20 protein-coding genes are annotated in these 23788 nt (G+C 47.2%); 12 read left to right on the forward strand and 8 right to left on the reverse strand.

Annotated features, from left to right (window positions below; all coding sequences use genetic code 11):
* Window positions 1–47: 47 nt before the first annotated feature.
* The 3 genes from ACO0KY_RS09035 to ACO0KY_RS09045 all read right to left on the reverse strand — a co-directional run bounded on the left by ACO0KY_RS09035 (window position 48) and on the right by ACO0KY_RS09045 (window position 4250).
* The gene (locus ACO0KY_RS09035; RefSeq protein WP_423045400.1) at window positions 48–314 is read right to left on the reverse strand and encodes a hypothetical protein; all 267 of its coding nucleotides are present in this window, start codon (window positions 312–314) and stop codon (window positions 48–50) included.
* Window positions 315–519: 205 nt separating this feature from the next.
* A complete protein-coding gene (locus ACO0KY_RS09040) occupies window positions 520–2784 on the reverse strand; it encodes an OPT family oligopeptide transporter (protein ID WP_423045402.1) in 2265 nt (754 codons plus the stop codon).
* A gap of 167 nt (window positions 2785–2951) precedes the next feature.
* Window positions 2952–4250 (reverse strand): MFS transporter, encoded by a 1299-nt coding sequence (locus ACO0KY_RS09045; RefSeq protein WP_423045404.1) that lies wholly within the window; start codon window positions 4248–4250, stop codon window positions 2952–2954.
* A gap of 320 nt (window positions 4251–4570) precedes the next feature.
* On the opposite strand from ACO0KY_RS09045, the gene ACO0KY_RS09050 reads away from it, so the two are divergent.
* The 3 genes from ACO0KY_RS09050 to dcd all read left to right on the forward strand — a co-directional run bounded on the left by ACO0KY_RS09050 (window position 4571) and on the right by dcd (window position 6717).
* Entirely contained in the window at window positions 4571–5422 is an 852-nt protein-coding gene (locus ACO0KY_RS09050; RefSeq protein ID WP_423045406.1) for a DUF1653 domain-containing protein, read from the forward strand.
* 82 nt (window positions 5423–5504) lie between these two features.
* Entirely contained in the window at window positions 5505–5972 is a 468-nt protein-coding gene (locus ACO0KY_RS09055) for a (2Fe-2S)-binding protein (RefSeq protein ID WP_423045408.1), read from the forward strand.
* 178 nt (window positions 5973–6150) lie between these two features.
* Window positions 6151–6717 (forward strand): dCTP deaminase, encoded by a 567-nt coding sequence (gene dcd, locus ACO0KY_RS09060; protein ID WP_186910626.1) that lies wholly within the window; start codon window positions 6151–6153, stop codon window positions 6715–6717.
* 145 nt (window positions 6718–6862) lie between these two features.
* Here the strand turns inward: dcd and upp are convergent, their stop codons facing one another.
* Complete coding sequence (gene upp, locus ACO0KY_RS09065) at window positions 6863–7495, reverse strand: uracil phosphoribosyltransferase (RefSeq protein WP_422994396.1); 633 nt, start codon at window positions 7493–7495, stop codon at window positions 6863–6865.
* A gap of 214 nt (window positions 7496–7709) precedes the next feature.
* Between upp and ACO0KY_RS09070 the strand changes: the two genes are divergently transcribed.
* On the forward strand, window positions 7710–13148 hold the full coding sequence (locus ACO0KY_RS09070) for a hypothetical protein (RefSeq protein WP_423045411.1): 5439 nt from the start codon (window positions 7710–7712) through the stop codon (window positions 13146–13148).
* Between the two features lie 131 nt (window positions 13149–13279).
* Here the strand turns inward: ACO0KY_RS09070 and ACO0KY_RS09075 are convergent, their stop codons facing one another.
* Together ACO0KY_RS09075 and ompR are read right to left on the reverse strand one after the other, a co-directional pair.
* Window positions 13280–14641: an ATP-binding protein gene (locus ACO0KY_RS09075; protein ID WP_423045650.1), complete on the reverse strand. Its 1362-nt coding sequence runs from the start codon at window positions 14639–14641 to the stop codon at window positions 13280–13282.
* A gap of 20 nt (window positions 14642–14661) precedes the next feature.
* On the reverse strand, window positions 14662–15432 hold the full coding sequence (gene ompR / locus ACO0KY_RS09080) for a two-component system response regulator OmpR (protein WP_186910629.1): 771 nt from the start codon (window positions 15430–15432) through the stop codon (window positions 14662–14664).
* 315 nt (window positions 15433–15747) lie between these two features.
* Between ompR and ACO0KY_RS09085 the strand changes: the two genes are divergently transcribed.
* Entirely contained in the window at window positions 15748–16089 is a 342-nt protein-coding gene (locus tag ACO0KY_RS09085; protein WP_423045414.1) for a hypothetical protein, read from the forward strand.
* Window positions 16090–16118: 29 nt separating this feature from the next.
* Here ACO0KY_RS09085 and smpB read toward each other — a convergent pair whose 3' ends face one another.
* Entirely contained in the window at window positions 16119–16568 is a 450-nt protein-coding gene (gene smpB, locus ACO0KY_RS09090) for an SsrA-binding protein SmpB (protein WP_186910631.1), read from the reverse strand.
* 109 nt (window positions 16569–16677) lie between these two features.
* On the opposite strand from smpB, the gene ACO0KY_RS09095 reads away from it, so the two are divergent.
* Both ACO0KY_RS09095 and ACO0KY_RS09100 read left to right on the forward strand, forming a co-directional pair.
* A complete protein-coding gene (locus ACO0KY_RS09095) occupies window positions 16678–17112 on the forward strand; it encodes a type II toxin-antitoxin system RatA family toxin (protein WP_186910632.1) in 435 nt (144 codons plus the stop codon).
* Window positions 17102–17395, forward strand: a complete 294-nt coding sequence (locus tag ACO0KY_RS09100; RefSeq protein ID WP_423045416.1) for an RnfH family protein — start codon at window positions 17102–17104, stop codon at window positions 17393–17395. Before ACO0KY_RS09095 ends, ACO0KY_RS09100 begins: the two co-directional genes overlap by 11 nt.
* A gap of 22 nt (window positions 17396–17417) precedes the next feature.
* Here the strand turns inward: ACO0KY_RS09100 and ACO0KY_RS09105 are convergent, their stop codons facing one another.
* A complete protein-coding gene (locus tag ACO0KY_RS09105; RefSeq protein ID WP_423045418.1) occupies window positions 17418–17912 on the reverse strand; it encodes a DUF4124 domain-containing protein in 495 nt (164 codons plus the stop codon).
* Between the two features lie 114 nt (window positions 17913–18026).
* Here ACO0KY_RS09105 and guaB point away from each other — a divergent pair, with 114 nt between their 5' ends.
* From guaB to ACO0KY_RS09130, 5 genes are all read left to right on the forward strand, one after another.
* Window positions 18027–19487: an IMP dehydrogenase gene (gene guaB, locus ACO0KY_RS09110; protein ID WP_423045420.1), complete on the forward strand. Its 1461-nt coding sequence runs from the start codon at window positions 18027–18029 to the stop codon at window positions 19485–19487.
* A 28-nt stretch (window positions 19488–19515) separates the two neighbouring features.
* Window positions 19516–20565 carry a GGDEF domain-containing protein gene (locus ACO0KY_RS09115; protein ID WP_186910635.1) on the forward strand — a complete coding sequence of 350 codons (1050 nt, stop codon included), beginning with the start codon at window positions 19516–19518 and terminating at the stop codon, window positions 20563–20565.
* A 3-nt stretch (window positions 20566–20568) separates the two neighbouring features.
* The gene (guaA, locus tag ACO0KY_RS09120) at window positions 20569–22161 is read left to right on the forward strand and encodes a glutamine-hydrolyzing GMP synthase (RefSeq protein WP_423045423.1); all 1593 of its coding nucleotides are present in this window, start codon (window positions 20569–20571) and stop codon (window positions 22159–22161) included.
* A gap of 281 nt (window positions 22162–22442) precedes the next feature.
* Window positions 22443–22682, forward strand: coding sequence for a hypothetical protein (locus tag ACO0KY_RS09125; RefSeq protein WP_423045425.1), 240 nt, complete (start codon window positions 22443–22445; stop codon window positions 22680–22682).
* 61 nt (window positions 22683–22743) lie between these two features.
* On the forward strand, window positions 22744–23505 hold the full coding sequence (locus ACO0KY_RS09130; protein WP_423045427.1) for a transporter: 762 nt from the start codon (window positions 22744–22746) through the stop codon (window positions 23503–23505).
* Window positions 23506–23788 lie beyond the last annotated feature (283 nt).

Here is a 23788-nt window from a genome sequence, read left to right on the forward strand (position 1 = left end):
GCCGACATTTGCACTCAGCATAGCGTATTCAGGTCGGCGCCACGTTCTTAAATTTTTTCCATCTCTTCAGAGTCTAAGCCAATCACGTGGGTTTGTAATTGGCCTCGCTCATCATGCCACTCCCGAATAACGCACGGGTAGCCATCTTCATCCAAATCCACAACCTTGAAAAATTGACCGATCATTGATTCGATCAGAATTCTTTCGTCCTCCGGGAAGCTTTTAATAAATTTCGGATTTAGAGTAATGATGCGGACAATGTCGCCAACGGCAACAGATTGGTTTTTGCTATCAAGAATAGGGGAGGTCGACATGGCTTGGTATCTCAATATAAGTAGTCTGACATTGTACTGGCAATTTTGAGTCTGATGAAGAATGTGTTCTATCAGTTAATCAGGTTAATCAGGTTAATCAGGTTAATCAGATTTATTAGTTTAAAAAAAAGACTTACGCCACTTTATGTGGGGTAAGTCTTTTTAAAGTGCGTTAAGGTATCAGTGCATTGATTGGTTAGCCAAATCAGGATTGTTTAATGTTCTTTTCCCTGGCAATCCAGTAGAGCAGAATCGCAATAAACGCGTACGGAATTAAGGATAATCCGTCAGAATAAGCACCTTCAAAAAAAGGATTGTGTGCTGTCGACCAGTCACCAATTGCTTTATCGAAGTTTGTCAGAATACCAGCGGTAAATGCGATGACGATACCTGCCAATGCACCACCAGCAATATAGCCGGAAGAGAGTAAAACGCCAGAGCTGCGATCGCCAGCGGCTTGCATTTCTTCTTCGTTCAGGTTTTTGTATTGATCTAATTTGTTATTTCTGCGATCAACCAACCAACGTATCATGCCACCAACGAAAAGCGGTGCAGAGGAGGAGAGTGGCAGATAAACACCAACTGCAAAAGCCAGAGACGGAATGCCAGCCATTTCTAATACTACTGCGATCATGACGCCGAACAAAACAAGTGTCCAAGGCAATTGGCGGTCCAAAATGCCTTTAATGATGTACGACATCAACACTGCTTTTGGTGCGTCGTATTTTGTCACGCTAGTGCCATCTGGACGTTGCTTGTAAGCGCCATTGATACCCGGATCGACGAGGTAGACGACTTTGCCAGCATCATTGACCAGGTATTTACCTGCAGGTGCGCCTACGGCGTCATTTTTATGCCAAACGCGATACGTTGCTTTGTCTTGTTCTGCTTGTGGGCCTTGCAGTTGCGCAGTTTCTGTTAATTTGGAAGCGTCAGTTGTCAGTGCAGGAGCAACTTGTGCTGCTGGAACGTAGACTGTGCCTGCGTCATTCAATTTCAGTAAAATAGGGCCGAGAATTAAGGCGGAAGATAAGGCACCAGCCAGAATCGCATACTGTTGCAGTTTTGGAGTAGCCCCCACCAGGAAACCGGTTTTTAAATCTTGTGAAGTTGTACCTGCATTACTACAGGCGATACAAACAATCGCGCCAACAGATAAGGCTGTGACGTAGTATTTACCGCCTGTCCAGCCCATCAATAAGAAAACCAGGCAAGTGAAGAGCAGTGTTGCGACTGTCATACCAGAAATTGGATTCGACGAGGAGCCAATTTCACCAGTCAGACGTGAAGAAACGGTAGAAAATAAAAAGCCGAACACCAGAATTAACAGCGCGCCCAGCAGGTTCATATGCAACGGTGCCGCAAAAGTGATAACGGCAATAATGGCCAATGCACCGATTACTACCCATTTCATTGGGATATCTTGGTCGGTACGTAATACAGTGCCGCTGGTAATGCTATCCGCACCCTTTTTCAAGCCAGAGAGGCCGGCAGACATACTGCGCCAGATCGTTGGCATGGCGCGTACCAGACTGACTAAACCACCCGTTGCAACCGCACCCGCACCTATATACAGCACGTAGGCGCTGCGAATATCGTGTGGGCTCATGTCTTTGATCAACATCGTTCCCGGAGAGAGTGGCACGCTAAGTGCATCGCCAAAGAATTTAATCATAGGAATCAGCAACAAGTATGACATCACGCCGCCGGCCGCCATCACAGAAGCAATACGTGGGCCGATGATGTAGCCTACACCTAATAATTCTGGTGACACTTCAGCGCCTATCGAGCCACTTGCAAGAGGTGCGCCAAAAACGGTTTCCGGCGTGTCTTTCCAGCCTTTGAGTGCGACGTTCGCAATTTTGTAGATCAGACCCAAACCGAATCCGCTAAAGATAATGCGTGCGCGTTTGTTGGCATCATCTTGCGCGTGTGGATCGCTGGCTTCACCAGCAGCCTCTCTTGAGCTGTCAGTGGCGGCAGCTTTGAGAACTTCGGCGCAGGCGGTGCCTTCTGGATATTTCAGGGCACCGTGATTTTCAACAATCATGGTGCGACGCATAGGGATCATTAACAGAATTCCGAGTAGACCACCAAGGCAGCCCACCAACATCACGCGTGAGATTTCCAGATCAAAACCCAGAATCATGATCGCTGGCATCGTAACTCCCAAACCAAATGCCAGTGATTCGCCTGCAGAACCTGCGGTTTGGGTAATACTATTTTCCAGAATTGTTGAGTCTTTTGCGCCTAATTTATTAAACAGGCGGAACAAAGTGATTGCGATCACAGAGACTGGAATAGACGCACTAACCGTTAAGCCAACTTTGAGCACCAGATAGAGTGATGACGCACCAAAAATCATTCCCAGAATGACGCCCATAATCAATGCGCGTGGCGTCATTTCCGGCAAATTTGCCGAGGCTGGAATATACGGCTTAAATGTTGACGGGGACATTTCTTTTGCCATGTGTGTACCTTGAATTGTTCAAAAAAGGGCGCAATCAGTTATTTTGAATGCGCCAGGCTACGTTTCGCCACTCTCGTCTGCATATCGGGGGAGTTAAGTGACAAAGTCTAAATATATTGCGGGTCGTGCATTATCCCGCTTTTAGCCGCGATTTTGCAATCAGGATTTCAGGCGTGTGGCTTTTCGTCATGCTCATGAAGTTCCGGCAGTGTTTTGATTGAGCGAATAATCGGATTTCGCCAAGCAAAAAAAGCCAGTAATAAGGCGACTATTCCCGCAAATCCTAAGGAATAGCGAAGGCCCGCGTACTCACCCATCCAGCCGCCAATCAATGCACCAGGGCCGGCTGGGATTAAAATCAACCATCGCATAGTGCTTGTCATACGTCCCAACATAGGCTCGGGCGTGACCGCCTGCCGTAAGGCGAGGAAGTTGATGAAAATCAGCACGCCGCCAATAGAAAAGCACATCAACATCAAAGCAAAAGCTGCCACGCCCCATTGATTTTCAGGAGCCAGAGCGAGTATGCTCCAGCCTAATCCGCAAATGGCAATGCCAGTTACTAAACAGGGGCCTGGTCCTAATTTACGACTGATACGATAGCCAAACACACTGGCGATAATGGTTCCGACACCCATGCCCATGTAGCTAAAGCCGACCGCTTGTTCAGATAAGCCTAATACGCGAGTCGCAAACAAAATTTGCACCACCAGAGCGGCGTTGTAACACAGTTGCCATGTGCCAACGGCAAAAGCTAGTGCAACCAGTAAGGGTTTATTGACGACAAAGGAGACACCTTCTTTTAAATCACGCCAGAAATGTGAATCTTTTTTGACGGGACGTTGTTCGATCACATTAACGCCGCGTAATATCAGTGCAGAACTTAATAAAAGCATGGCATCAGCAATCAGTGCGAATGGCGCTCCGAGTAGTTTGATGAGTGCGCCAGCAGCAGCTGGTCCTGCGATTTCTGCGCCAGAGGTTGCCAGCGCATTTTTAGCATGTGCTTCGACCAGTCGTTCACGTGGCACAATTTGCGTCAATACAATTTGCGCAGCAGATCCGGCGGTGGTGTTGACCATGCCGATGATAAACCCGACGATGTACAGCCAGACCATATTCACCGAGCCTAGCCAGAATGCGACTGGAACACTGGCAACAGCAAGCGCGATCGCAGTCTCTCCCGCAATGTAGACCGGCAATTTTTTAACGCGATCCAGCCACACTCCCGACGGGAGTGATAGCAACACAAAAGGGAGCGTCTCCATAAACGTCAAAATCCCCATCTGGCTGGCGCTGGCTTTGAGTAGCACCGCCGCGGTCAGGGGAAGAGCGAGCATAGTAATTTGAGCGCCAAAGGAACTGATCAGTATCGATGTCCATAAGCGGCGATAAGTCAGGTCGCGCAATAAATCATTTGTTGGTACTGTTAAATGCTTCTGTAGCTTCTGTATAAAATTTGTCATATTGATGCTGCCGCCTTTTCGATCGTTAATCGACAATCTATTTTCGCAGATAATCTTGCGAAGAAGGCAATCCTATGTGTGTAGTTCTGATTGAATCGCTGACAGCGATTACAATGCGGGAGAATTTGTGCAAAACTGTATGTTCGACGGCATTGAGGGTTTGCCGGAAAAGTTGCAAAGTCTTGCGCAAATAAAGAGTTAATTTGTTTAGCCCTCTTTTAGCCCTCGAATCGCCAAAGTTCTCCATGAATAGCAAGCGAGGTCAAGGGCTAGTATAGATGGATGCCTTTTTTTAACCTTAGTTCCTCAATAATAAAAATATGTTTGCAAGACCTATTGTCATGATTGACTTTGAAACATCAGGGATGAGTCCGGAGCAGGGCGGGCGCGTCACTGAAGTGGCCGCTTTAAGAATAGCTGGTGGGGAAGTTGTCGATCGCTTTGTTTCGCTCATTAATTCCAACGTACGTATCCCGTATTACATTACTGAATTGACTGGTATTACTCAATCGATGGTCGATAGAGCGCCACCGGTTTCTGAGGTCATGCCTGAGCTGTTAGACTTTATTGGAACCGATACACTGGCGGCGCATAATGCCAGTTTTGATGAGAAATTCCTCAAGGCGGAGAGCGACAGACAGGGGTTGTGGCCTGCGCATGACGGATTGGTTTGTTCGGTAAAATTGGCGCGACGGATTTTTCCAGGGATGCCAAGTTATTCGTTAAGCAAACTTGCGTCTTCGCTGGGAATCCGTTTTCAAGGAGCGGCGCACCGCGCAGAAGCAGACGCTGAAGTTGCTTCTAAGCTACTGATCTATGTTGCTCAACAAATTTCCGAGCGGTATGCTGCGGAGACTGTGGACCCGCAACTATTGATTGAAATAAATAAAATGAGTGCTGCAAAGGTGCCGTCTTTTCTAAAAAAGCAGTTTCAGTGCCAAGATTTACACAAAACGCAAAAAAAGGTGGGAACAGTGCAAAAATTTCGACATTACAAAGGTGGCGTTTACGAATTGGTGTGCGAGGCCACCCAAGAGTCTGACCTTAGTCCTGTCATTGTTTATCGCTCACACAACGGTACTGTCTGGACTCGTCCCAAAGACGTTTTTTTTGAAATGGTTGAAGTTGATGGTGTGCGCGTGCCGAGGTTTGCACCGATAGAGATAGAATAGTCAGCGCTAGCTATAAATATTTAAATACGGAACTGATTTTACAATATTCACTTAAAAATAATAAATCCGACAGGAGACATGCATGTCCACCAATTTAAAAGTAAACGGAAAATCCGTAACCTGCCAATCTGAAGCTGACACGCCATTATTGTGGGTGATACGCGATGAATTAGGTTTAACTGGCACCAAATTTGGTTGTGGCGCTGCTTTGTGTGGCGCGTGTACTGTGCATGTTGACGGTAATCCCGTTCGTTCTTGTCAGATCCCGTTAGCTAGCGTTGCAGATAAAAATGTTGCCACGATCGAGTCACTTTCAGCGGATGCCAGTCATGCTTTGCAGCGAGCGTGGATCGCCCATGATGTTCCGCAATGTGGTTATTGTCAGTCAGGACAGCTAATGAGTGCCGCCGCATTGCTGGCTATAAATAAACATCCTAGCGATGAAGATATTGACAATGCAATGAGTGGAAATCTCTGCCGTTGTGGTACTTATTCCCGGATCAAATCGGCGATTAAGGCCGCTGCCGCAGAAGTCCGTCAATCTGCTTAAGTGCCTCAGATCGCGCATTAATAAGTTTCGCCGCATATTTTTACAGTTAATCCTATGCATTAGCCGCAGAATTAAGCAATTCTGCGGCTAATTCCTTGTCTTGTTTGTTGATCGTGCTTATTTGTCGTGCTGATTTCGCGTAAAATCGCATTCAAGATTAATTAGGCAGGAGATATGCATGAGTATTAAATCGGATAAATGGATACGTCGCATGGCGGAGTCAACGGGTATGATAGAACCGTTCGAGCCTGGACAAGTGCGCGAGCAAGATGGTCAGCGTATTGTGAGCTACGGTACGTCTTCGTATGGGTACGATATTCGCTGCGCAGATGAGTTCAAAATCTTCACGAACATCAATAGCACTATCGTTGATCCAAAAAATTTCGATGAGAAATCCTTTGTCGACTTTAAAGGCGACGTTTGCATCATTCCACCAAATTCATTCGCGCTGGCGCGCACAATGGAATATTTCCGCATTCCACGCAGCGTGTTAACCATTTGCCTTGGCAAGTCCACTTATGCTCGTTGCGGTATCATCGTCAACGTCACGCCATTTGAACCTGAGTGGGAAGGCTATGTGACGTTGGAATTTTCCAATACGACACCATTACCAGCGAAAATTTATGCTGGCGAAGGCTGCGCGCAAGTTTTGTTCTTTGAAAGTGATGAGGTGTGCGAAACTTCATATAAGGATCGTGGCGGTAAATACCAGGGGCAGCACGGCGTTACGTTACCAAAAACCTGATTTATTTGACAGTAAATACAAAGAGCCCCACGTCGATCGCTTGGTAATTTGTTAAGTGATCAATCAGGGGCTCTTTATATTTTGGGCCCGATTTAAAAAAAGCTCCAGCGTCAGGCTGGAGCTTTTTTGCAGGGAAAACTAAGATTTATTTAGTACCGAACAAACGGTCACCAGCATCTCCCAACCCAGGAACAATATAACCGTGTTCATTTAAGCATTGGTCTATCGACGCGGTAATAATAGGTACGTCAGGGTGTGCATTTTGCATGACTTTGATGCCTTCAGGTGCGGCGAGCAAGCAAACAAATTTGATACTTGTTGCGCCACCCAATTTGAGGCGTGCAATTGCGGCAGCAGCAGAGTTGCCCGTTGCCAGCATAGGGTCAACCACAATCACCAGGCGTTCAGCGATATCTTCTGGTACTTTGTAATAGTATTCAACTGGTTCCAGGGTTGCTGGGTCACGGTACAAACCGATATGGCCGACACGGGCGTTTGGCAATAAATCCAACATGCCATCCAAAATGCCATTGCCTGCACGTAATACTGAAATCACACACAATTTTTTGCCGCTGATGGTCGGCGCGTCAATAGTTTGAATCGGTGTTTCGATCTTTGTAAATTCGATAGGCAGATCACGCGTCACTTCATAGGCCAGCATCTGGCTGATTTCACGTAATAAGCGGCGGAAATTGTCGGTTGGCGTATCTTTGCTGCGCATTAAGGACAGTTTGTGTTGTACCAACGGGTGTTTTATTTCTGTGACTAATTCATTCAAGATATTTCTCCAGCTAAATTTGAAGTGACCGCTATTTTACGTCTCCTAGCTAAGTTGTGGGGCTGTTTGCTTTTGAATAAGCGCGAATAGAGGGGTTTTTCTTCCTTTGCTTGCAGGATTGTTTGTTTTTTCTTCATTGATAATTAAGGGTAAGAAGTTCCGAAATGGCTAGGCCGGCTATTTTGGGGAACGGCTACCAAATCAGGAGTGAAGTATGGACAGCAATCAGACATTGTTAAACAAATTTTCTTTGGGAGGATTCTCTCTCGATCGCCTCGCCGATCAGAAAGAAGATTTCTCGTCTTCTCCTGATGCGCTTGAGTCGAATTCCCGGATAGACGTTAAAGGCATTCGCGAAGCCATTGCGCGTGTAGAAGCTGAAGCACGTGCAACCGTTGCTGCAGAAACCCGCCTTAAAGCAGAAACCCAAGCGCGTATGCTGGCTGAGTCGCGCGCGCAGGTTGAAGCAGAAACTGCAGAATTAGCTCAGAAAAAGCTTCAAATAGAACAAGAAGCTGTGCAAAGCAGTCAAGCTAGATTGCTTGCTGAGAAACAATCCCAAACTGCCAGCGTGGCTCGTATCGCCGCCAATGAGCAAGAAACACGCGACTTACAAGAACGCGCCGAAATGGAAAGCCGTGCCCGAGCACAATCTGAGCAGCGTCAAAAATTAGAACAAGAAGCAAAAGCGCGTGCCGAGCTGCAATTTAAAGCAGAGCAAGAAATCACCGCCAAGGCACAAGCGGCCGCTGTTAAATTAAGTAAGCAGACAGAAACTGCACGCTCATGGGCGGCAGAACGGGTCGCTGCGTCCGAAGACGCTCGTCAGCAAGCAGTGGAGCGCGCTCGTGCTGACGCACGTATTGCTGAATTAGCGCGTGAACGTGAACGTCGTGAGCGTGAAGCGCGCGAAACCGCCGAAGCACTGGTTAAAGTTCGTAGCGAAAGCTTACAAGTCAGTAAAGAACGCGAACAGGCCGATGCAATGGCGCTGGAATTTGCACTCAACCGTGCACCGATAGAAGCCCGTGCCCGTGAGGATGCTCTGGCCCGCGTAGCGATAGAACAAGAACAAGATGCGATCGCCCAGGCGCGCATGGAATCTGAACGTCGTGCCGCCGAAGCAATTCAACTGCGCATGCAGGCGGAACAAGAATTGCATGTAGCTGCGACCCGCCGTGAACAAGCCGAATTAGCAGCGGCAGCTACTGCCCAGGCAAGACGTGAAGCTGAAGATAAAATTCGCCAGGTTACTGAATCACGTATTCGTGCCGAACGTGAATTGCAATCCACAGCAATGAGCCGCATAGAAAACGAACAGCAAGCGGACGCGCAAGCGCGCGCACGCATGCAAGCCGAAGCCGAGGCGGCGGAAGAAGCACGTCAGCGTCGTATCGCCGATCAGGAGGCAACCGATATTGCACGTCAGCGTGCGGCGGAAGAGCAACGCGCTGCTAAGCTCGCAAAAGAAAGAATTGAGATCGAAAAAGTCGCGATTGAAGCGGCGCGCCAGCAAGCCGATGCAGAACAACAAGCATTGAGTGCTAGTGCGTTCCAGGCTGAACTCTTAAAACGCGCCAATATCGCTTCTGAATTGAAGGCAAAACGTGCACAAGAACTCACCCAGGTTGAGCAAAAGCGTGCCGAAGCAGAACAAAAAGCGGCTGCTGCCTTAGAAGAAAAGCTTCAGGCAGAGCGTCAAAGAACTGAAGAAGCGGAGGCACGTGCCAAAGCCGATCAAACTCATGCTGAACTCATGCGTATGCAAGAGGCCGCCGAACGTGCAGCGCGTATTGCCCAGGAAACTGAGTGTGCAGCAGAAAAAATTGCTTTAGAGCAAGCAATGGAGCAAGCCGACCTGCAACAAAAAATGGCCGAAGCAACGGTCAAACGGAGCAGGGATGTGACTGAACTGCTGCGCGTGCAACAGCAACGCGCTCAAGATGAGGCGAAAGCGATGGAGATCCTGGACGAAAAACTCGACGTTGAACGTCGTCGTGCTGACGCAGTTCAGCAAATGCTCAAAACGGCCGAGGAAAAGCTGGCACTGGAGCAGGCTGCACAGCTAGAAGCTGAGAACAAAAAGCGTGTTGAGGAGCAAATGAAAGCCATCGCGCAAGCCAAAGAACAGGCGGAACGCGAGCAAAGAATCGCGCTTGAAATGGCTGCAAAGGCTGAAAAAGAAGCCTTAGAACAGGCAGAAATTCAAAAAGAAATGCAACTCAAAGCAGCTTCCATGGCGGAGCTCAAAAGCCGCCAGGCGCTGGAAATGACCCGTGCAGAGCAGGTAAGAAATGAAGCCGAAAAGCAAGCTATTCGTGCAGCACAAGAAAAACTGGAAGCGGAACGCGCCACTGCTGAACAGGTCATTGCACGTGCGCACGCTGATCGCGAGCATGTGAATGTATTGCAAGCACGTCAGCAGCAAGAAGCGGAAACCAGAACAACTCGTCTGGCCTTAATTCAGGCAGAACAGACACGTCTGCAAAAAATGCAAGAGCATGCCGAGCTGCAAAAGCAGGCAGCGCAAGCGGCTCAAGAGAAAGTTTTGGAAGCAGAAGAGCTTGGTAAAACATTGAAATTGCGTGCGGAGTCCGAGCAAACGGCATTAACTTCTATTCGCGAGAAACTCGAAGCTGAGAAGCAATTGACAGCGGAGTTGCAAGCAAAAGCCAAAGTAGAAGAAGAACAACGTAATCAACATCTGACCTTGCTTGAAACTGAACGTAATTTGCGTGTTGCGACTGAGCTCAAGTTGGCTGAAGAGAAAAAATTAAGCGAAGAAAACGCGGCACAGGCGAAAGCTGAACAACTCGCTGCCGAAGCAGCTGCGGCCAGGGTTAAAGCAGCAGCCCAATTGACTCGCTTGGAACAAGAAAAGGCACAATCTCAACAGCAAGCAGCATTAGCGCTGGAGCAGCAAGCCAAGTTAGAACAAGAAAAAGCAGTAGCTCAAAAAATAGCTACCCAAGCCGCCGCTGAGAAATTAGCAGCAGAAAAAATCGCCCACGCCGCTGCTCAGGCCACTGCTCAGGCTGAGCAAGAGCAAGCAATTGCAGCATCTGCTCGCGCTCGTGCAGAACAAGAGGCGAGTGAAATGGCAGCGGCAAAACTGGAGGCAGAAAGAGCACTGCAAGCGCAAGCGCAGGCCTACGCCGCTAGCCAGCACAAAGCACATCAATTAGTAGTTGAAAAAAATCGGCGTATCGCTGAGTTAGAGCAAGTTGTTTTGCAACGTGTTGCAGATGATGCTGCGTTATTGGAAACGACAGAACAGAAACTTTCTGCTGAAAAAAGAGTTCAGCAAGAAGTAGAGAGTCGTTTGTGTAGCGAAACGCAGGCAAAAGAATTTGCTGAGGCAAACGCACATGCAGAACATGTTGCGCGCCTCGCTGCTGATGCGACGCTTGCTGCACAGCGTGCGTTGCATCAAGAGCTGGCGGCGCATGTGGATGCACAAAAATTGATGGCAGAATTGGCAAGCCAACGATTGCAACAAGAGCAGCAATTGCGTGCTGCGCAAGAAGAGCGTAATCAAGCAGAACAAGCCTTGATTGCTATGCTGGCTGAAAAGCAACAAGCCGAAGCGAACGCAATCGAGGCTGCACAAGCCCGCCTGGCTGTTGAGCAAGAACATGTCGCCTTAATTTATGCTCGTCATCAAAGCGATGAGGAAGCGAGATTAGCAGTGGTCGCGTTGAATTCGGCAGAAAAACAATGGCTTGCAAAATCCGCTGAAGAGGCATTGATCAAACGTGAAGCCGCAGCAGCGCTCGAACAAAAAACATCTTTATTGCTTGAGTCTAGCCGTGCTGAACAGCAGCGCTTGGCGCTTGAGCAGCAATTAAGTATCGAACTCGATGCGAAACTTCATTCTGAATTGCAGGCACAATCCGCTGTTCAGCAAAGATTAGAGGCAGAGCAGGCATTGGCTAAAGTTGTTGCAGAGCGTACCGAGCAAGAACAATTGGCGAATGCCGCCGCGCAACAACAATTAGCAACCGAACAGACGATTTTTGTGAAATCGCAGGAACACGCTGAAGCACAGCGCTTGGCAGCTAATGCAATGGAAGAAAAATTGCGTGAAACTGAAGCCTTAGCGGTTTTGGAAAATCGTCGTGCGGCAGCGGCTTTAGAAGAGTTAAGTGCTGTTCAGCAGAAAATTGTGGCTGAGCAAAAAGCGCTGACAGAAGCGGAGCAGCGCCAGCAGGCGGAGCAGGAATATTTGCAATTAGCCGACATTCGCGCACAGGCTGAGCAGGACGCGAATGTTGCCATGCAGATGAAACTGAATGCTGAAAAAGAAGCGACAGAATTGGCATTGATGCATGCCGCAGCACAAATTGAAGCTTCAGAATTGGCCCAAACGAAAGCAAATGAATTACTTTCATTGCAACAATTAGAGCTGCAGAATGCTGAGCTTGCACAGCGTGAAATCACGGCATTGGAGCAACAAAAACAGCGCGAGCAAGAAACTTTGCGTTTAAAACAGCAGGCCTTGCAGGCGATTGAAGAAAAAATGGATGCAGAAGTATTGCTGCTTAAAGCATCCGAAGATCGTTTGCACGTAGAGGCTGAACTTGCTTCACAGAGCAAGGAGCGCGCCCGTCTGGCTGTCGAAGCTGCTGCGTTCGAGCAAGAAAAATTAGCACTCGAACAGTCGTTAAATATCGCCACAATGGCGCAGATAGAGCAGGCACAACAAGCAATTACCGCCATGAACGAACGCATTGCCCAAGAGCAGGCGCTTGCGGAATTGGAAGCACAGCGATTCGCAATTGAACAAAAGTTAGCTCAAGATGTCGCCTTGCGTATTCAGGCTGAACAAACATTGCTGGCTGATTTGGCTCTACAGGAAGAACAAGAGGCCGCTTTTGCTGATACGTTGTTGCAACGTCGCGCGGAGCAAGCGGCTGCTAAACATGCACTTGAGCAAGCTCAGGAGAAATTGCAACATCAGGCAATGACAATGTCGGAAGAAGATTTGCAGCAACAAGCTCTGCAAGATCAGTTGCAAAAGCAGTTGCAAGAGCAAATTCGCCTGCTTCAAGAACAGCAATCGGTTGAAACTGAAAATTTAAAACAGCTCGCTCTCGAACAAGAATGTGCGTTGCAAGCCGAGGCAGAACAAGTGCGCTTGAAGCTTGAGGCTGAGCGTCAACAGGCAGAAAATGTGGCGAATGAATTGATCGCCAAATTGCGTCAAAAGCAGCAACTGACACAAGAATGGCGCATGCAAGTTCAGCAAATATTGGCTAACGCTCCTGTTGCTGTGGAAGATATCGATGTTCTGGCTGAGTCTGAAATGGTACAAGTTCAGGAGCGTTTCCGCTTCCGTATGCGTCCATCAGTACTTGCCGGCTTAATGATGTGTGCTGGTGTTGTTGGCGCAGTAGGGTTTGCAGGTTTTGGTGGCTACCTACCAGTCTCTTCCGCGTTTGCAGTGAATGTACCAGCTCAGGTTCAACGTGCGCACGTTGTTGTTGCCCCCTCAAAGGTCAACGCAAATATGCAATTGAGTTATGAACTGGCCGCGCCAGTGCAAGTAAAAAAAGCTGAAGTGCAAAAGTCAACCGATGAAAAATCAGTCAAAGGTAATGTAAACGAAAAAAGTAAATCAGAAGTTCAAATTGCTCTGGCTGGCTCAAAATAAACTACAACTAATGCGATCAAAGTAGGGTAAGAATAAAATCCCGTTATCGAGTCTGATAACGGGATTTTTTTTCGAATATGTTTTGAAATTTGTTGGCGCTTGCTGAAGTTTTTTGAGGCTGTTTTTAGACTCTACTTGAATTTGATTTCAGGAAAAATCATGACGGCAACGAAGCCTTTATAGTCGTGATTGTAAATGCGCATTCGACCGCGATGTCGGCGTACGATGCGGTCGACAATAGCGAGTCCGAGACCAGATCCGTTTGCTTGACTACGTGACGCGTCGGCGCGCGTGAATGGCTTGAGAAGTTTGGTGAGATCATCACTCTTTGCACCTTCGCCATAGTCGCGGAAGCTCACCAGAACGCCTTGCTTTTTGCCTTTATTTTTAAGGCTGCACTGTATTTCGATGACGGTATTTAGATTGTCAGGATTTTTGCCATAGCGGCACGAATTTTCTATCAGATTGCTAAACATGCGCCGCAATTCAGTGGTGTTGCCAGAAATTATCTGGCCAGGTGCAATCGATGAATGGATGTGCAAGTAATTAACGCGGGAATACTCGTGGATTACTTGTTCCAGTAATGCGCTAATGTCAATCATGTCGAAGCGCAGACTATCAATCGGTTTTGCGTAATCCAAAAATTGGCTGATGATGGCATCCATTTGTGCCAGATCAGACTGCATTCCCGTGCGTGCCTGATCATCGAGTACTGCCATTTCGACCTCTAGTTGCATACGAGCCAAGGGTGTTCTCAGATCATGGGAAATACCCGCAAGAATGATGGTGCGATCGGTTTCAATCCTGGCCAGATCTTCTACCATATTATTAAAACTGGCATTTGTTTCGCGTATTTCTTTCGGGCCTATCTCAGGCAGTGGTTGCGGTTGCTTGCCTTGCGCCAAAAGTCGCGCTGCGTTCGTTAAGCGAGATAATGGATCGTTGATTAATTTGGATATAATTGCGGCGCCGAGCAGGGTAAAAATCAGTGTTGCTGAAGCCCAGCTAATGATTGGTAGGGTAAACGGTGGATCTAAGCGATCTTCTTCAAGTCGCAGCCAATATTGGTCGCCTTCAATATCAAAGCTGACCCAAAAACCTTCTATTCCGTTGACTGATTTGGCAAAACGCGTTTCTTTGCCCATCTGAATTTTCATCAAATAGCTTAGCTCAGAAAAAAAAGCGCTAGTTTCTGGTGGGTCGGTTTTATCACCTTCATTTAAGGTGTAAATTCGTATGCCTTCGTTGTTTGCCAGATCGAGTAATAATTCTTTTCGTCGTTCAGGTGCCGAATGTGTGAGTGCGGCGCGAGTAATGGTGACGATGGATGTTATCTGTGTGGTAAGTTGTTGTGCGCGAGGGTAGCGCTCTAAAGTCCGGAAGCTCATAAACCAGACAGTCATGCTGGCCATCACAAGTGCAGCCAGCATGAAAAAAGTGCGCCAAAACAGACCGCTGCGTAGCCATTCAAGACTATTTAAATAGGAACGCATTTGCATCTGAAACCCGACGTTTAAGTTTTTTGTCCGTCAGGAATAAAGACGTAGCCGAGCCCCCACACCGTTTGAATGTATAAAGGATTTGATGGATCGGGTTCTATCAGTTTTCGCAAGCGAGAAATTTGAACGTCCAGACTCCGGTCGAATACTTCATATTCTCGACCACGTGCTAGTTCCATGAGTTTTTCTCTGGATAATGGCTGGCGTGCGTGACGGGCAAACACCTTGAGTACAGAAAACTCCCCTGTCGTTAAAGACACCATCTCATTCTTTTTCTTGAGAGTACGTGTACTTAAATCGAGGGTAAACTCGCCGAATGTGAACGTCTGCGGGCCTTCGGAGGGTGCGCCGGGTAGTTCATCCGGCACTTTCCTCCGTAACACTGCGTTGATTCTTGCAACTAATTCTCTTGGATTAAATGGTTTAGGTAAATAGTCGTCAGCGCCCATTTCCAATCCAATAATGCGATCAACTTCTTCGCCTTTAGCAGTCAGCATAATGATAGGTGTACGGTCGCCAGCGCCGCGCAAGCGTCGACAGATTGCTAAACCGTCCTCGCCGGGGAGCATTAAATCCAACACAAGCATGTCGTAGCGCTCTCTCATCCAGAACTTGTTCATGGCTTGAGCATTCTCCGCGCCGACTACCTGAAATCCTTGTTCGGTCAGATAGCGACGTAGGAGTTCGCGCAAACGCAAATCATCGTCTACAACTAGGATTTTTGCTTTTGGGGAACTGCTAGCGGCAGTTGAAGGGGTGTCAGTAGTGGAATGATGAGTGTTCATATGAATATCTTACTGGCATCGTCCGTGCTTGGAAACCTGTTAATTGCTAGACTTACACACTGTTACATATTTTTCGATTTGTGAAAGATCAATTTAAGATGCGTGATTTAGACTCTTTCATTAGGCGAAACGTTTTATTTGAGTTCCTCATCTTACCTTGCTTAACGATTTTACTCATTATTTATTGCTCTGCTGCACTTGTGTATCTAACTCTTGCATATACATAGGTAATATATTAACGAGTGGTATTTCTTTTTTAGTGGTGTGCGGTCAGCATTCTTCGGGTGTTTTTTCTTAGAATCTAGTGATGACGTAATGAATTTGCCTTCAGCCAGAATTCTTATTCTGCTAACAACTATCTTATTTTTCAACTCAGCCTATGCTCAAGAGAGTGGCTTTCGTGCGTCTGTATTGCTTAATAATAAAGAGTTAAGGGGATGGGTGCACTCTGACGTCAGGAGCGCTAGGACTCGTTTTTTTTCTTCAAGAGAGTTTGGCGGGAGCTTCTTCCTTAGAGCTGGAGGTAAATCAACAGCAAATTCCCCGCAAAACGTCAAGCCTAAAGAGAAAAAAAGCAAATTGACGCCAGAGGAGCGTCGCGCGCTGCGTCAGCAGGTGCGCGACGTTGAGCAAGAATTACATCCACCTAAAAAATAAATTTGGTATGGATCGATATCCATTGAGTCTTAACGGCGGTGTTGTTTCATGATCTTCTGTTGTTCGCGCTGCCAGTCTCTCTCTTTTTCTGTATCGCGCTTGTCATGTTGTTTTTTACCCTTGGCAAGGCCGATCTGACATTTGATGCGGCCTTTAACGAAGTGCATATTCAGTGGCACCATGGTGTAGCCAGAACGCTCTACTTTACCAATCAGCTTACTGATTTCTGCTGCATGGAGTAATAACTTCCGAGTTCGCACGGAATCTGGATGGATGTGTGTTGATGCAGTCGGAAGGGCGCCGATGTGGGCGCCAAACAAGAAAATTTCACCATCGCGGACGATGACGTAAGCTTCTTTAAGTTGCAGTCGGCCTGCGCGTATAGCTTTGACCTCCCAGCCTTGTAGCACGACTCCAGCTTCGAATTGTTCCTCGATAAAGTAGTCGTGGAAGGCTTTTTTGTTATCAGCGATGCTCATTAGATGAAAATAGGTTACTTTTCCTTATCAATTTCCTCCAGGAGGATTTCGATGCGGGGATGACTCGGTTAAAATGCGAACTTGTGATTCTACCAAATGGTTACCCTGGATGGCAGTCGTACATAAAACAGTTTTTATTGGTTATAGCGCAGCGCAAATGTTTGCATTGGTGGAGCGCGTCGAAAATTACCCGGACTTTTTGCCTTGGTGTGGTGAGGTTAAGCTTCTCGAACGTACGGAAAGTGACCTGACGGCAACGCTTTCAATTAATTATCACGGCATAAAGCAAAGTTTTACGACTAAAAATATAAATCAAGCACCACATTCTATGCAAATGAATCTGGTGGAGGGGCCATTTAAACAATTAAGCGGTCGTTGGCAATTTATCGAATTGCGTGCTGATGCTTGTAAGATAGAGTTTGATCTGAATTACGAATTTTCAAGTAAATTATTGGAACATTTGATTGGCCCCGTTTTTAGTAAAATAGCAAACAGCTTTGTCGATGCGTTTTGCGCGAGGGCGGAAGCAATCTATGCAGAATAACGAAATGATATCAGTTCAGGTGTGCTATTCAGATGGCGCAGGAGTCATTTTGTTAGAGGTTCGCGTGCCTTTGGGTTCTACACTACTTCATGCCATTGAATATAGTGGTATCTTGAAACAATTACCTGAGATTAATCTGGCAACCCAAAAAGTTGGGGTTTTTGGTAAGTTGAAGTCATTGGACTCGCACTTGCATCCCAACGATAGGATAGAAATTTATCGTCCTTTGCTTGCAGATCCGATGGAGGCGCGTCGCCGCCGCGCCGTAAAAAATGGGCGATAGTCAGAATAGATAATCCGATTATTTAACAACCTAAACCGGCTTTTTTGGTGTCAGCAAGCTCTTTTTCACGCTGCTCATCCGTTAGATAGTTGCGTTCACCATTTTTATCTGTGGCAGTAACGCGTGCGCCAGATTCTAGTGTTTTCTGATACGACTTAACCCGTTCACAGTTTTTGCTTTTGTCGTTAGCAGCTTGCTGTGCTTCTGCCGCTTTTTTATCTTTTTCTGCTTGTTCAGCTTTGCGTTTGTTGTAGTCCTCGTTTCGGCTGGCAATAGAATCAGTTTTCTGGCGAGGTGTATCAGCAGCCTTGCTGGAACTTGAGGCATCGCCAGTGTCCGTATTGCTATCGATCAGATTTTTGCCTTTCAAAATACGATTTTTGGGAACGGAAGATGGTGGCGGGGTATCTGAAAACTGCTTATTCCCATGTTCGTCGACCCATACGTATTGGGCGCAAGCCGAAGCGCAGGCAAAGAAAGTGCTGAGTAAAGCGAGAATTGTGCGTTGCTTAAGCATGTTGTTCTCTCGATGGTTATGAATAATGGATGAAAAGATGCAAGAGTTTTACACGTAGCGAGACGAGTTCGCAAGTTTTCTGTATAATTTGCTTTTGCGCCTATAGGAAATGCTATGCGTTTACTTCAAAAAGCACTCACATTCGATGACGTGCTCCTCGTTCCGGCATATTCGGACATCCTCCCGAAAGACACTTCGCTTGCTACAAAGTTAACACGTGATATTCATTTAAATATCCCTTTAATTTCTGCGGCCATGGATACTGTCACTGAAGCACGGCTTGCAATTGCCATGGCTCAGGAAGGTGGAATCGGTATTATTCATAAAAATATGACAGCTAAAGAGCAGGCTCGCGAAGTGGCGAAGGTCAAGCGCTTTGAGTCTGGTGTGTTACGTGATCCGATCACTATTCCACCAAGCATGAAAATCCGCGAAGTGATCGCTTTATCTCAACAATATGGAATCAGTGGCTTTCCTGTCGTTGAAGGCAACGTTGTGGTCGGTATTATTACCAACCGCGATTTGCGCTTCGAAGAAGAGTTGGATGCTGAGGCTCGTGCCAAAATGACACCGCGTGATAAATTAGTCTACGTTGACGAATCGGCTGATTTGTCCGAGGCGAAGCGTTTGATGAATAAGCACCGTCTTGAGCGTGTACTGGTCGTCAATGCGGCGTTTGAATTGCGTGGTTTGATTACAGTTAAAGATATTCAAAAATCGACTGAACATCCTTTTGCATCGAAAGACCAATTGGGTAAATTGCGGGTTGGAGCAGCCGTTGGTGTTGGTGTAGATAATGAAGAGCGTGTCGATTTGCTGTCGAAAGCTGGCGTTGATGTGATCGTTGTTGATACCGCCCATGGCCACTCTAAAGGTGTTCTGGATCGCGTTCGCTGGGTTAAAGATAATTATCCGCACATTCAGGTGATCGGTGGCAATATTGCTACTGCTGCCGCGGCATTGGCATTGGTTGAGCATGGTGCCGATGCGGTTAAGGTTGGTATTGGTCCTGGTTCTATTTGTACTACACGTATCGTGGCCGGTGTTGGTGTTCCGCAGATTTCTGCAATCGCTAACGTGGCAAATGCACTTAAGGGTACTGGTGTTCCTTGTATCGCGGATGGTGGGGTACGTTTCTCTGGTGACGTATCGAAGGCATTGGCGGCTGGTGCATCTACTGTGATGATGGGTAGTATGTTTGCTGGTACCGAAGAAGCACCTGGTGAAGTCATTTTGTTCCAGGGTCGTAGCTATAAATCTTACCGTGGTATGGGTAGTCTCGGCGCGATGGCGGATGGTTCTGCTGATCGTTATTTCCAGGATTCTGCCAATAATGCCGACAAGCTGGTGCCAGAAGGGATCGAAGGGCGCGTTCCTTACAAAGGTAGCGTTTTGGCGATTCTATATCAATTGGTTGGTGGTGTTCGTTCGTCGATGGGCTATTGTGGTTGCGCTTCTATCGACGATTTGCATACGAAGGCAGAATTTGTTGAAATTACTTCTGCTGGTATGCGCGAATCACATGTGCATGACGTTCAGATTACGAAGGAAGCGCCAAATTACCGTGCTGACTAACATTAGCTAGCTTTGCCGGGGGTACTGCATGACGACAAGTCTGGAAGGATTCAACGCTACGACATCATTGGTGGTTAATACCGGTTTTGAACGGATGTTGACTGAAAAATTTGATGTAAAAATTGGTCGTTTTGAGCGATTGGGGTTGCAGTTATTCTCGGTGGCAAATTGTTTCGTTACCTTTGGGCATGTGAGTGGTAGATCCGGCGGTAGTGGTCGCTCCATTACTGAAATGGAGGCGAGCTTTTCAGACAGTCTTCCTTTGTCTGATGAGTTTTTAGTCATTTCTGATCTTAGTGCGCATTCGTTGTTGGCGGAGCATAGGCACGTGATGGGCGACCCGTTTATCCGTTTTTATGTTTCATACCCAATCTATGGGCAAGACGCGAAATTGGTCGGTTGCATCAGGCTGTTAGATTATCAAACACGAGAGCTGACGGAAAATCAGCATTTGTTGTTGGCTGATTTTGCAACCATTATCGAGCGCGAGCTAGCACTTGGTGTAATTTATCAAAATCAAATCGAGCTGGTTAAACAAAATAGAAATTTAAAACGAGAGTCATTGATTGACCCTCTGTTGGGAACGTGGAATAAAGTTGCGATAGCCCGTTCGTTGAAGATTGAGATGGAACGGTGCAGTAAGGCACAAAAGCCGCTTTCGCTCTTATTCGTCTATCCTGATCAAATTGATGATTTGCGTGCAGTTCACGGTGCAGCATTGAGTGATCAGTTGTTAATTCGTACTGTCAGCCGGATCAGATCTTGTATTCGTCCGTTTGATGCCTTGGGACGGTTTGGCAGTGATCAATTGTTGATCGTTTTGCCTGGAGCATCACACCTTGTTGTCATGGCTGTGACGGAGCGGATCAGGTTGGCAATTATGACGCATCCAGAATTGGTAGAAAACGTAGAAACAACAATGACGATTTGCGCAGGTGTAGTGTCAACCGACACATATCCTGATGCAGATCCTGAACTATTAATCAGCTTAGCTGAAAAAGCCCTGCTATCTGCAAGGAGTGCGGGAAACAATACTGTTGTGCAGGCTATGCCCGGGCAACCTGACCTGATAATTTGAATTATGCATTCTAAAATCCTTATCCTCGACTTTGGTTCACAAGTCACGCAATTGATCGCCCGCCGCGTCCGTGATGCTGGTGTGTTTTCCGAAGTGCACCCGTATGACGTCAGTGATGAATTCATCCGCGAGTATGGCGCATCAGGCATTATCCTGTCCGGTGGCCCGAATAGTGTGACAGAAGGCGATACTCCACGTGCACCAATGGCGGTCTTTGACGCTGGGGTTCCTGTTCTTGGGATTTGCTATGGCATGCAAACCATGGCGGAGCAGCTTGGTGGTAAAGTAGAAAATGGCCTGGTCCGCGAATTTGGCTATGCTGAAGTGCGCGCACGCAGCCACACAGCCTTATTGAACGGCATCAACGATTTCGTGACACCAGAAGGTCATGGCATGTTGAAGGTCTGGATGAGCCATGGCGACAAAGTGAATGAAATGCCGCCAGGATTTAAATTAATGGCATCAACAGACAATTGTCCGATCGCTGCGATGGCGGACGAAGAGCGCCGTTTTTACGCGGTGCAGTTCCACCCGGAAGTGACGCACACAGTGCAGGGCGAGGCCATTATAAGCCGTTTTGTGCACGAAATTTGTGGCTGTAAATCTGACTGGAACATGCCAGACTATATCGCCGAAGCCGTTGCTTCAATCCGCGAGCAAGTTGGGACAGACGAAGTGATTCTTGGCTTGTCGGGTGGTGTTGATAGTAGTGTTGCTGCTGCATTGATCCATCGCGCAATTGGCGATCAACTGACTTGCGTCTTTGTAGATCATGGTCTGTTGCGTCTCGATGAAGGCAAAATGGTCATGGAGATGTTCGGTAAAAACCTGGGCGTTAAAGTAATACACGTTGATGCGACAGCGCAATTTATGGGGCATCTTGAAGGAGTGACCGATCCTGAAGCAAAACGTAAAATCATCGGCCGTGAATTTGTCGAAGTATTTCAGGCTGAATCAGCCAAACTCAGCAATGCAAAATGGCTGGCACAAGGCACGATTTACCCTGACGTCATCGAGAGTGCTGGTAAAGGCAAAAAAGGGTCACACACCATCAAGAGCCATCACAACGTCGGTGGTCTGCCAGACACCTTGAATCTGAAATTGTTAGAGCCTTTGCGTGAACTGTTTAAAGATGAAGTACGTAAGCTCGGCGTAGCACTTGGTCTGCCACACGGCATGGTGTATCGCCATCCTTTCCCTGGTCCTGGCCTCGGTGTGCGCATCCTCGGTGAAGTCAAAAAAGAATTTGCCGATTTGCTGCGCAAAGCAGATGCGATTTTCATCGAAGAACTGCGTAATAACTTCGTTGATCAAAATGCAGAAAAGCCAGTCAGCTGGTATGACGCCACAAGCCAGGCATTTGCCGTATTCTTACCAGTCAAATCTGTTGGCGTAATGGGTGATGGCCGCACTTACGACTACGTTGTGGCGTTGCGCGCTGTACAAACGCAAGATTTCATGACTGCACACTGGGCGCATCTGCCGCATGAATTGTTAGGCAAAGTCTCTAACCGTATCATCAATGAAGTACGCGGCATTAACCGCGTGGTGTACGACATCTCTGGTAAGCCGCCTGCGACGATTGAGTGGGAATGAGACTGTTTTTTAACCGCTTGATTTAATTGGTTTTGCTAAATGCCATTGATGATTATTTTAAGGTCATCAATGGCATTTTTCATGGCATAGTGTCGTTACTGAATCGAATATATAGCAGATACCGTGTGACCGTTTCGGCATACGCCATGGTAACGACAACCGATTGCATTGCAATGCTTGTGTTGATGCCATCGATGTCCGCTTTCGACACCAACCGGATGTTGGTAATGGCATTGAAACCCGTCGGCAGTTGAGTATTATATTTTTTTGATAGGACGCTTATGGCATCCCTGCCTTTTAGTCTTTGGTTATTCTTTGGCTTTGCAGCATTAGCTTATCTGGCGGCCCCCCCATTTTTGAAAGCACTGAAGATCCAATTGCCGTCGACCTTTGAACAATTAGGCGAACCAAGTTTTGGCACCATATTTTCGCGTGATCCTAATAGCAGGGGAAGCTCACACCAAAGTATGCCTGCTATGCCAATTCAGGCTAGCAAAGATAAAAAAATATTTAACGCGTGATTTTCGAAGCGCGATTTGTGGCAAGCTTTATCTTATTTTTTACATTGAATGAAAGTCAACCATGGTTAGACGCCACATTGTGCCAATTGTGTGTACTTCGCTACTTTGCTCGCTAGCGCACGCCGAGGCGGACGACGGTGTTGTGCCATACCGGCCCACCGTATCCAATCCGGCGCAGTTGTCGTCTCCAGGGCAGTTGGAGCTCGAATTTGGTGGACTCAGTGCTAAGACTAGTGACGTGAGTCGCGGCAGCTTACCTTACCTACTTAAACTGGCTTTTAATGAAAATTGGGGTGTGCTTTTAGGCGGCGAAGCCTTGGTTCGCAATGCCAACAACGGTGCCGTGGATCGTGGATTTGGTGATACAACCGCCACACTTAAGCGGGCATTTTTAATCAGCGAGTCCAACGCGTTGGGACTTGAATTCAATGTAAAGTCGCCCACGGCGAACACGGCAATAGGTACCGGAAAGGTGGATTACGGCATCAACGGAATTGTTAGTCATGATTTTGGCAAAATTGACATTGATCTCAACCTAAATGTGACGCACCTAGGTGGCACGGATGCTTTAGAGGGGGCTGTTCAAACCGGTTGGGCCGGATCGCTTTCCTATACCGTTGACGACAAATGGCAGTTGGACTTGGAGGTCTCAGGCACCAAACGACGCCTTGTGCCGAATACGGCACAATTTCTGGCTGCGGTGAGTCACAGCCCGACTAAACGCATGACCGTGGACATTGGTATCGTTAAAGGCTTAAATCCGTCATCGCCGGATTGGGCGATTTTCACTGGAATCGTGGTCCCAGTCACAAAATTTTGGTAGTCGCTCAATATCAGATTCTTGGTCACTAGAAAATTGACTAAACCATTCAAATACCAAACTTCTTAGCAGGATTTAATGTTGATAAGCATTGGTCGGTAATCTGATGTTTGTCACTCGCGGCCGATTTTAGACACCGATATTCCCGAACATCACGGTTGATCCCGTACGGCTGTTGACGCTCACCGGATATTGACCAGATACACTTAAGCAAATCCTTAAGACGCAATAAAATGATTCATAAACTCACACAAAAGTTACACACATCTTTTATGTCAATGCAACC

The sequence above is a fragment of the Undibacterium sp. Dicai25W genome, assembly GCF_049340505.1.
Lineage (GTDB): Bacteria > Pseudomonadota > Gammaproteobacteria > Burkholderiales > Burkholderiaceae_D > Undibacterium > Undibacterium jejuense.

Bases quoted from the DNA above. Each gene is read 5' to 3' on its own strand.
- ACO0KY_RS09035 (WP_423045400.1), bottom strand. From the start codon at position 314: ATGTCGACCTCCCCTATTCTTGATAGCAAAAACCAATCTGTTGCCGTT.
- ACO0KY_RS09040 (WP_423045402.1), bottom strand. From the start codon at position 2,784: ATGGCAAAAGAAATGTCCCCGTCAACATTTAAGCCGTATATTCCAGCC.
- ACO0KY_RS09045 (WP_423045404.1), bottom strand. From the start codon at position 4,250: ATGACAAATTTTATACAGAAGCTACAGAAGCATTTAACAGTACCAACA.
- ACO0KY_RS09050 (WP_423045406.1), top strand. From the start codon at position 4,571: ATGTTTGCAAGACCTATTGTCATGATTGACTTTGAAACATCAGGGATG.
- ACO0KY_RS09055 (WP_423045408.1), top strand. From the start codon at position 5,505: ATGTCCACCAATTTAAAAGTAAACGGAAAATCCGTAACCTGCCAATCT.
- dcd (WP_186910626.1), top strand. From the start codon at position 6,151: ATGAGTATTAAATCGGATAAATGGATACGTCGCATGGCGGAGTCAACG.
- ACO0KY_RS09070 (WP_423045411.1), top strand. From the start codon at position 7,710: ATGGACAGCAATCAGACATTGTTAAACAAATTTTCTTTGGGAGGATTC.
- ACO0KY_RS09075 (WP_423045650.1), bottom strand. From the start codon at position 14,641: ATGCGTTCCTATTTAAATAGTCTTGAATGGCTACGCAGCGGTCTGTTT.
- ompR (WP_186910629.1), bottom strand. From the start codon at position 15,432: ATGAACACTCATCATTCCACTACTGACACCCCTTCAACTGCCGCTAGC.
- ACO0KY_RS09085 (WP_423045414.1), top strand. From the start codon at position 15,748: ATGAATTTGCCTTCAGCCAGAATTCTTATTCTGCTAACAACTATCTTA.
- smpB (WP_186910631.1), bottom strand. From the start codon at position 16,568: ATGAGCATCGCTGATAACAAAAAAGCCTTCCACGACTACTTTATCGAG.
- ACO0KY_RS09095 (WP_186910632.1), top strand. From the start codon at position 16,678: ATGGCAGTCGTACATAAAACAGTTTTTATTGGTTATAGCGCAGCGCAA.
- ACO0KY_RS09100 (WP_423045416.1), top strand. From the start codon at position 17,102: ATGCAGAATAACGAAATGATATCAGTTCAGGTGTGCTATTCAGATGGC.
- ACO0KY_RS09105 (WP_423045418.1), bottom strand. From the start codon at position 17,912: ATGCTTAAGCAACGCACAATTCTCGCTTTACTCAGCACTTTCTTTGCC.
- guaB (WP_423045420.1), top strand. From the start codon at position 18,027: ATGCGTTTACTTCAAAAAGCACTCACATTCGATGACGTGCTCCTCGTT.
- ACO0KY_RS09115 (WP_186910635.1), top strand. From the start codon at position 19,516: ATGACGACAAGTCTGGAAGGATTCAACGCTACGACATCATTGGTGGTT.
- guaA (WP_423045423.1), top strand. From the start codon at position 20,569: ATGCATTCTAAAATCCTTATCCTCGACTTTGGTTCACAAGTCACGCAA.
- ACO0KY_RS09125 (WP_423045425.1), top strand. From the start codon at position 22,443: ATGGCATCCCTGCCTTTTAGTCTTTGGTTATTCTTTGGCTTTGCAGCA.
- ACO0KY_RS09130 (WP_423045427.1), top strand. From the start codon at position 22,744: ATGGTTAGACGCCACATTGTGCCAATTGTGTGTACTTCGCTACTTTGC.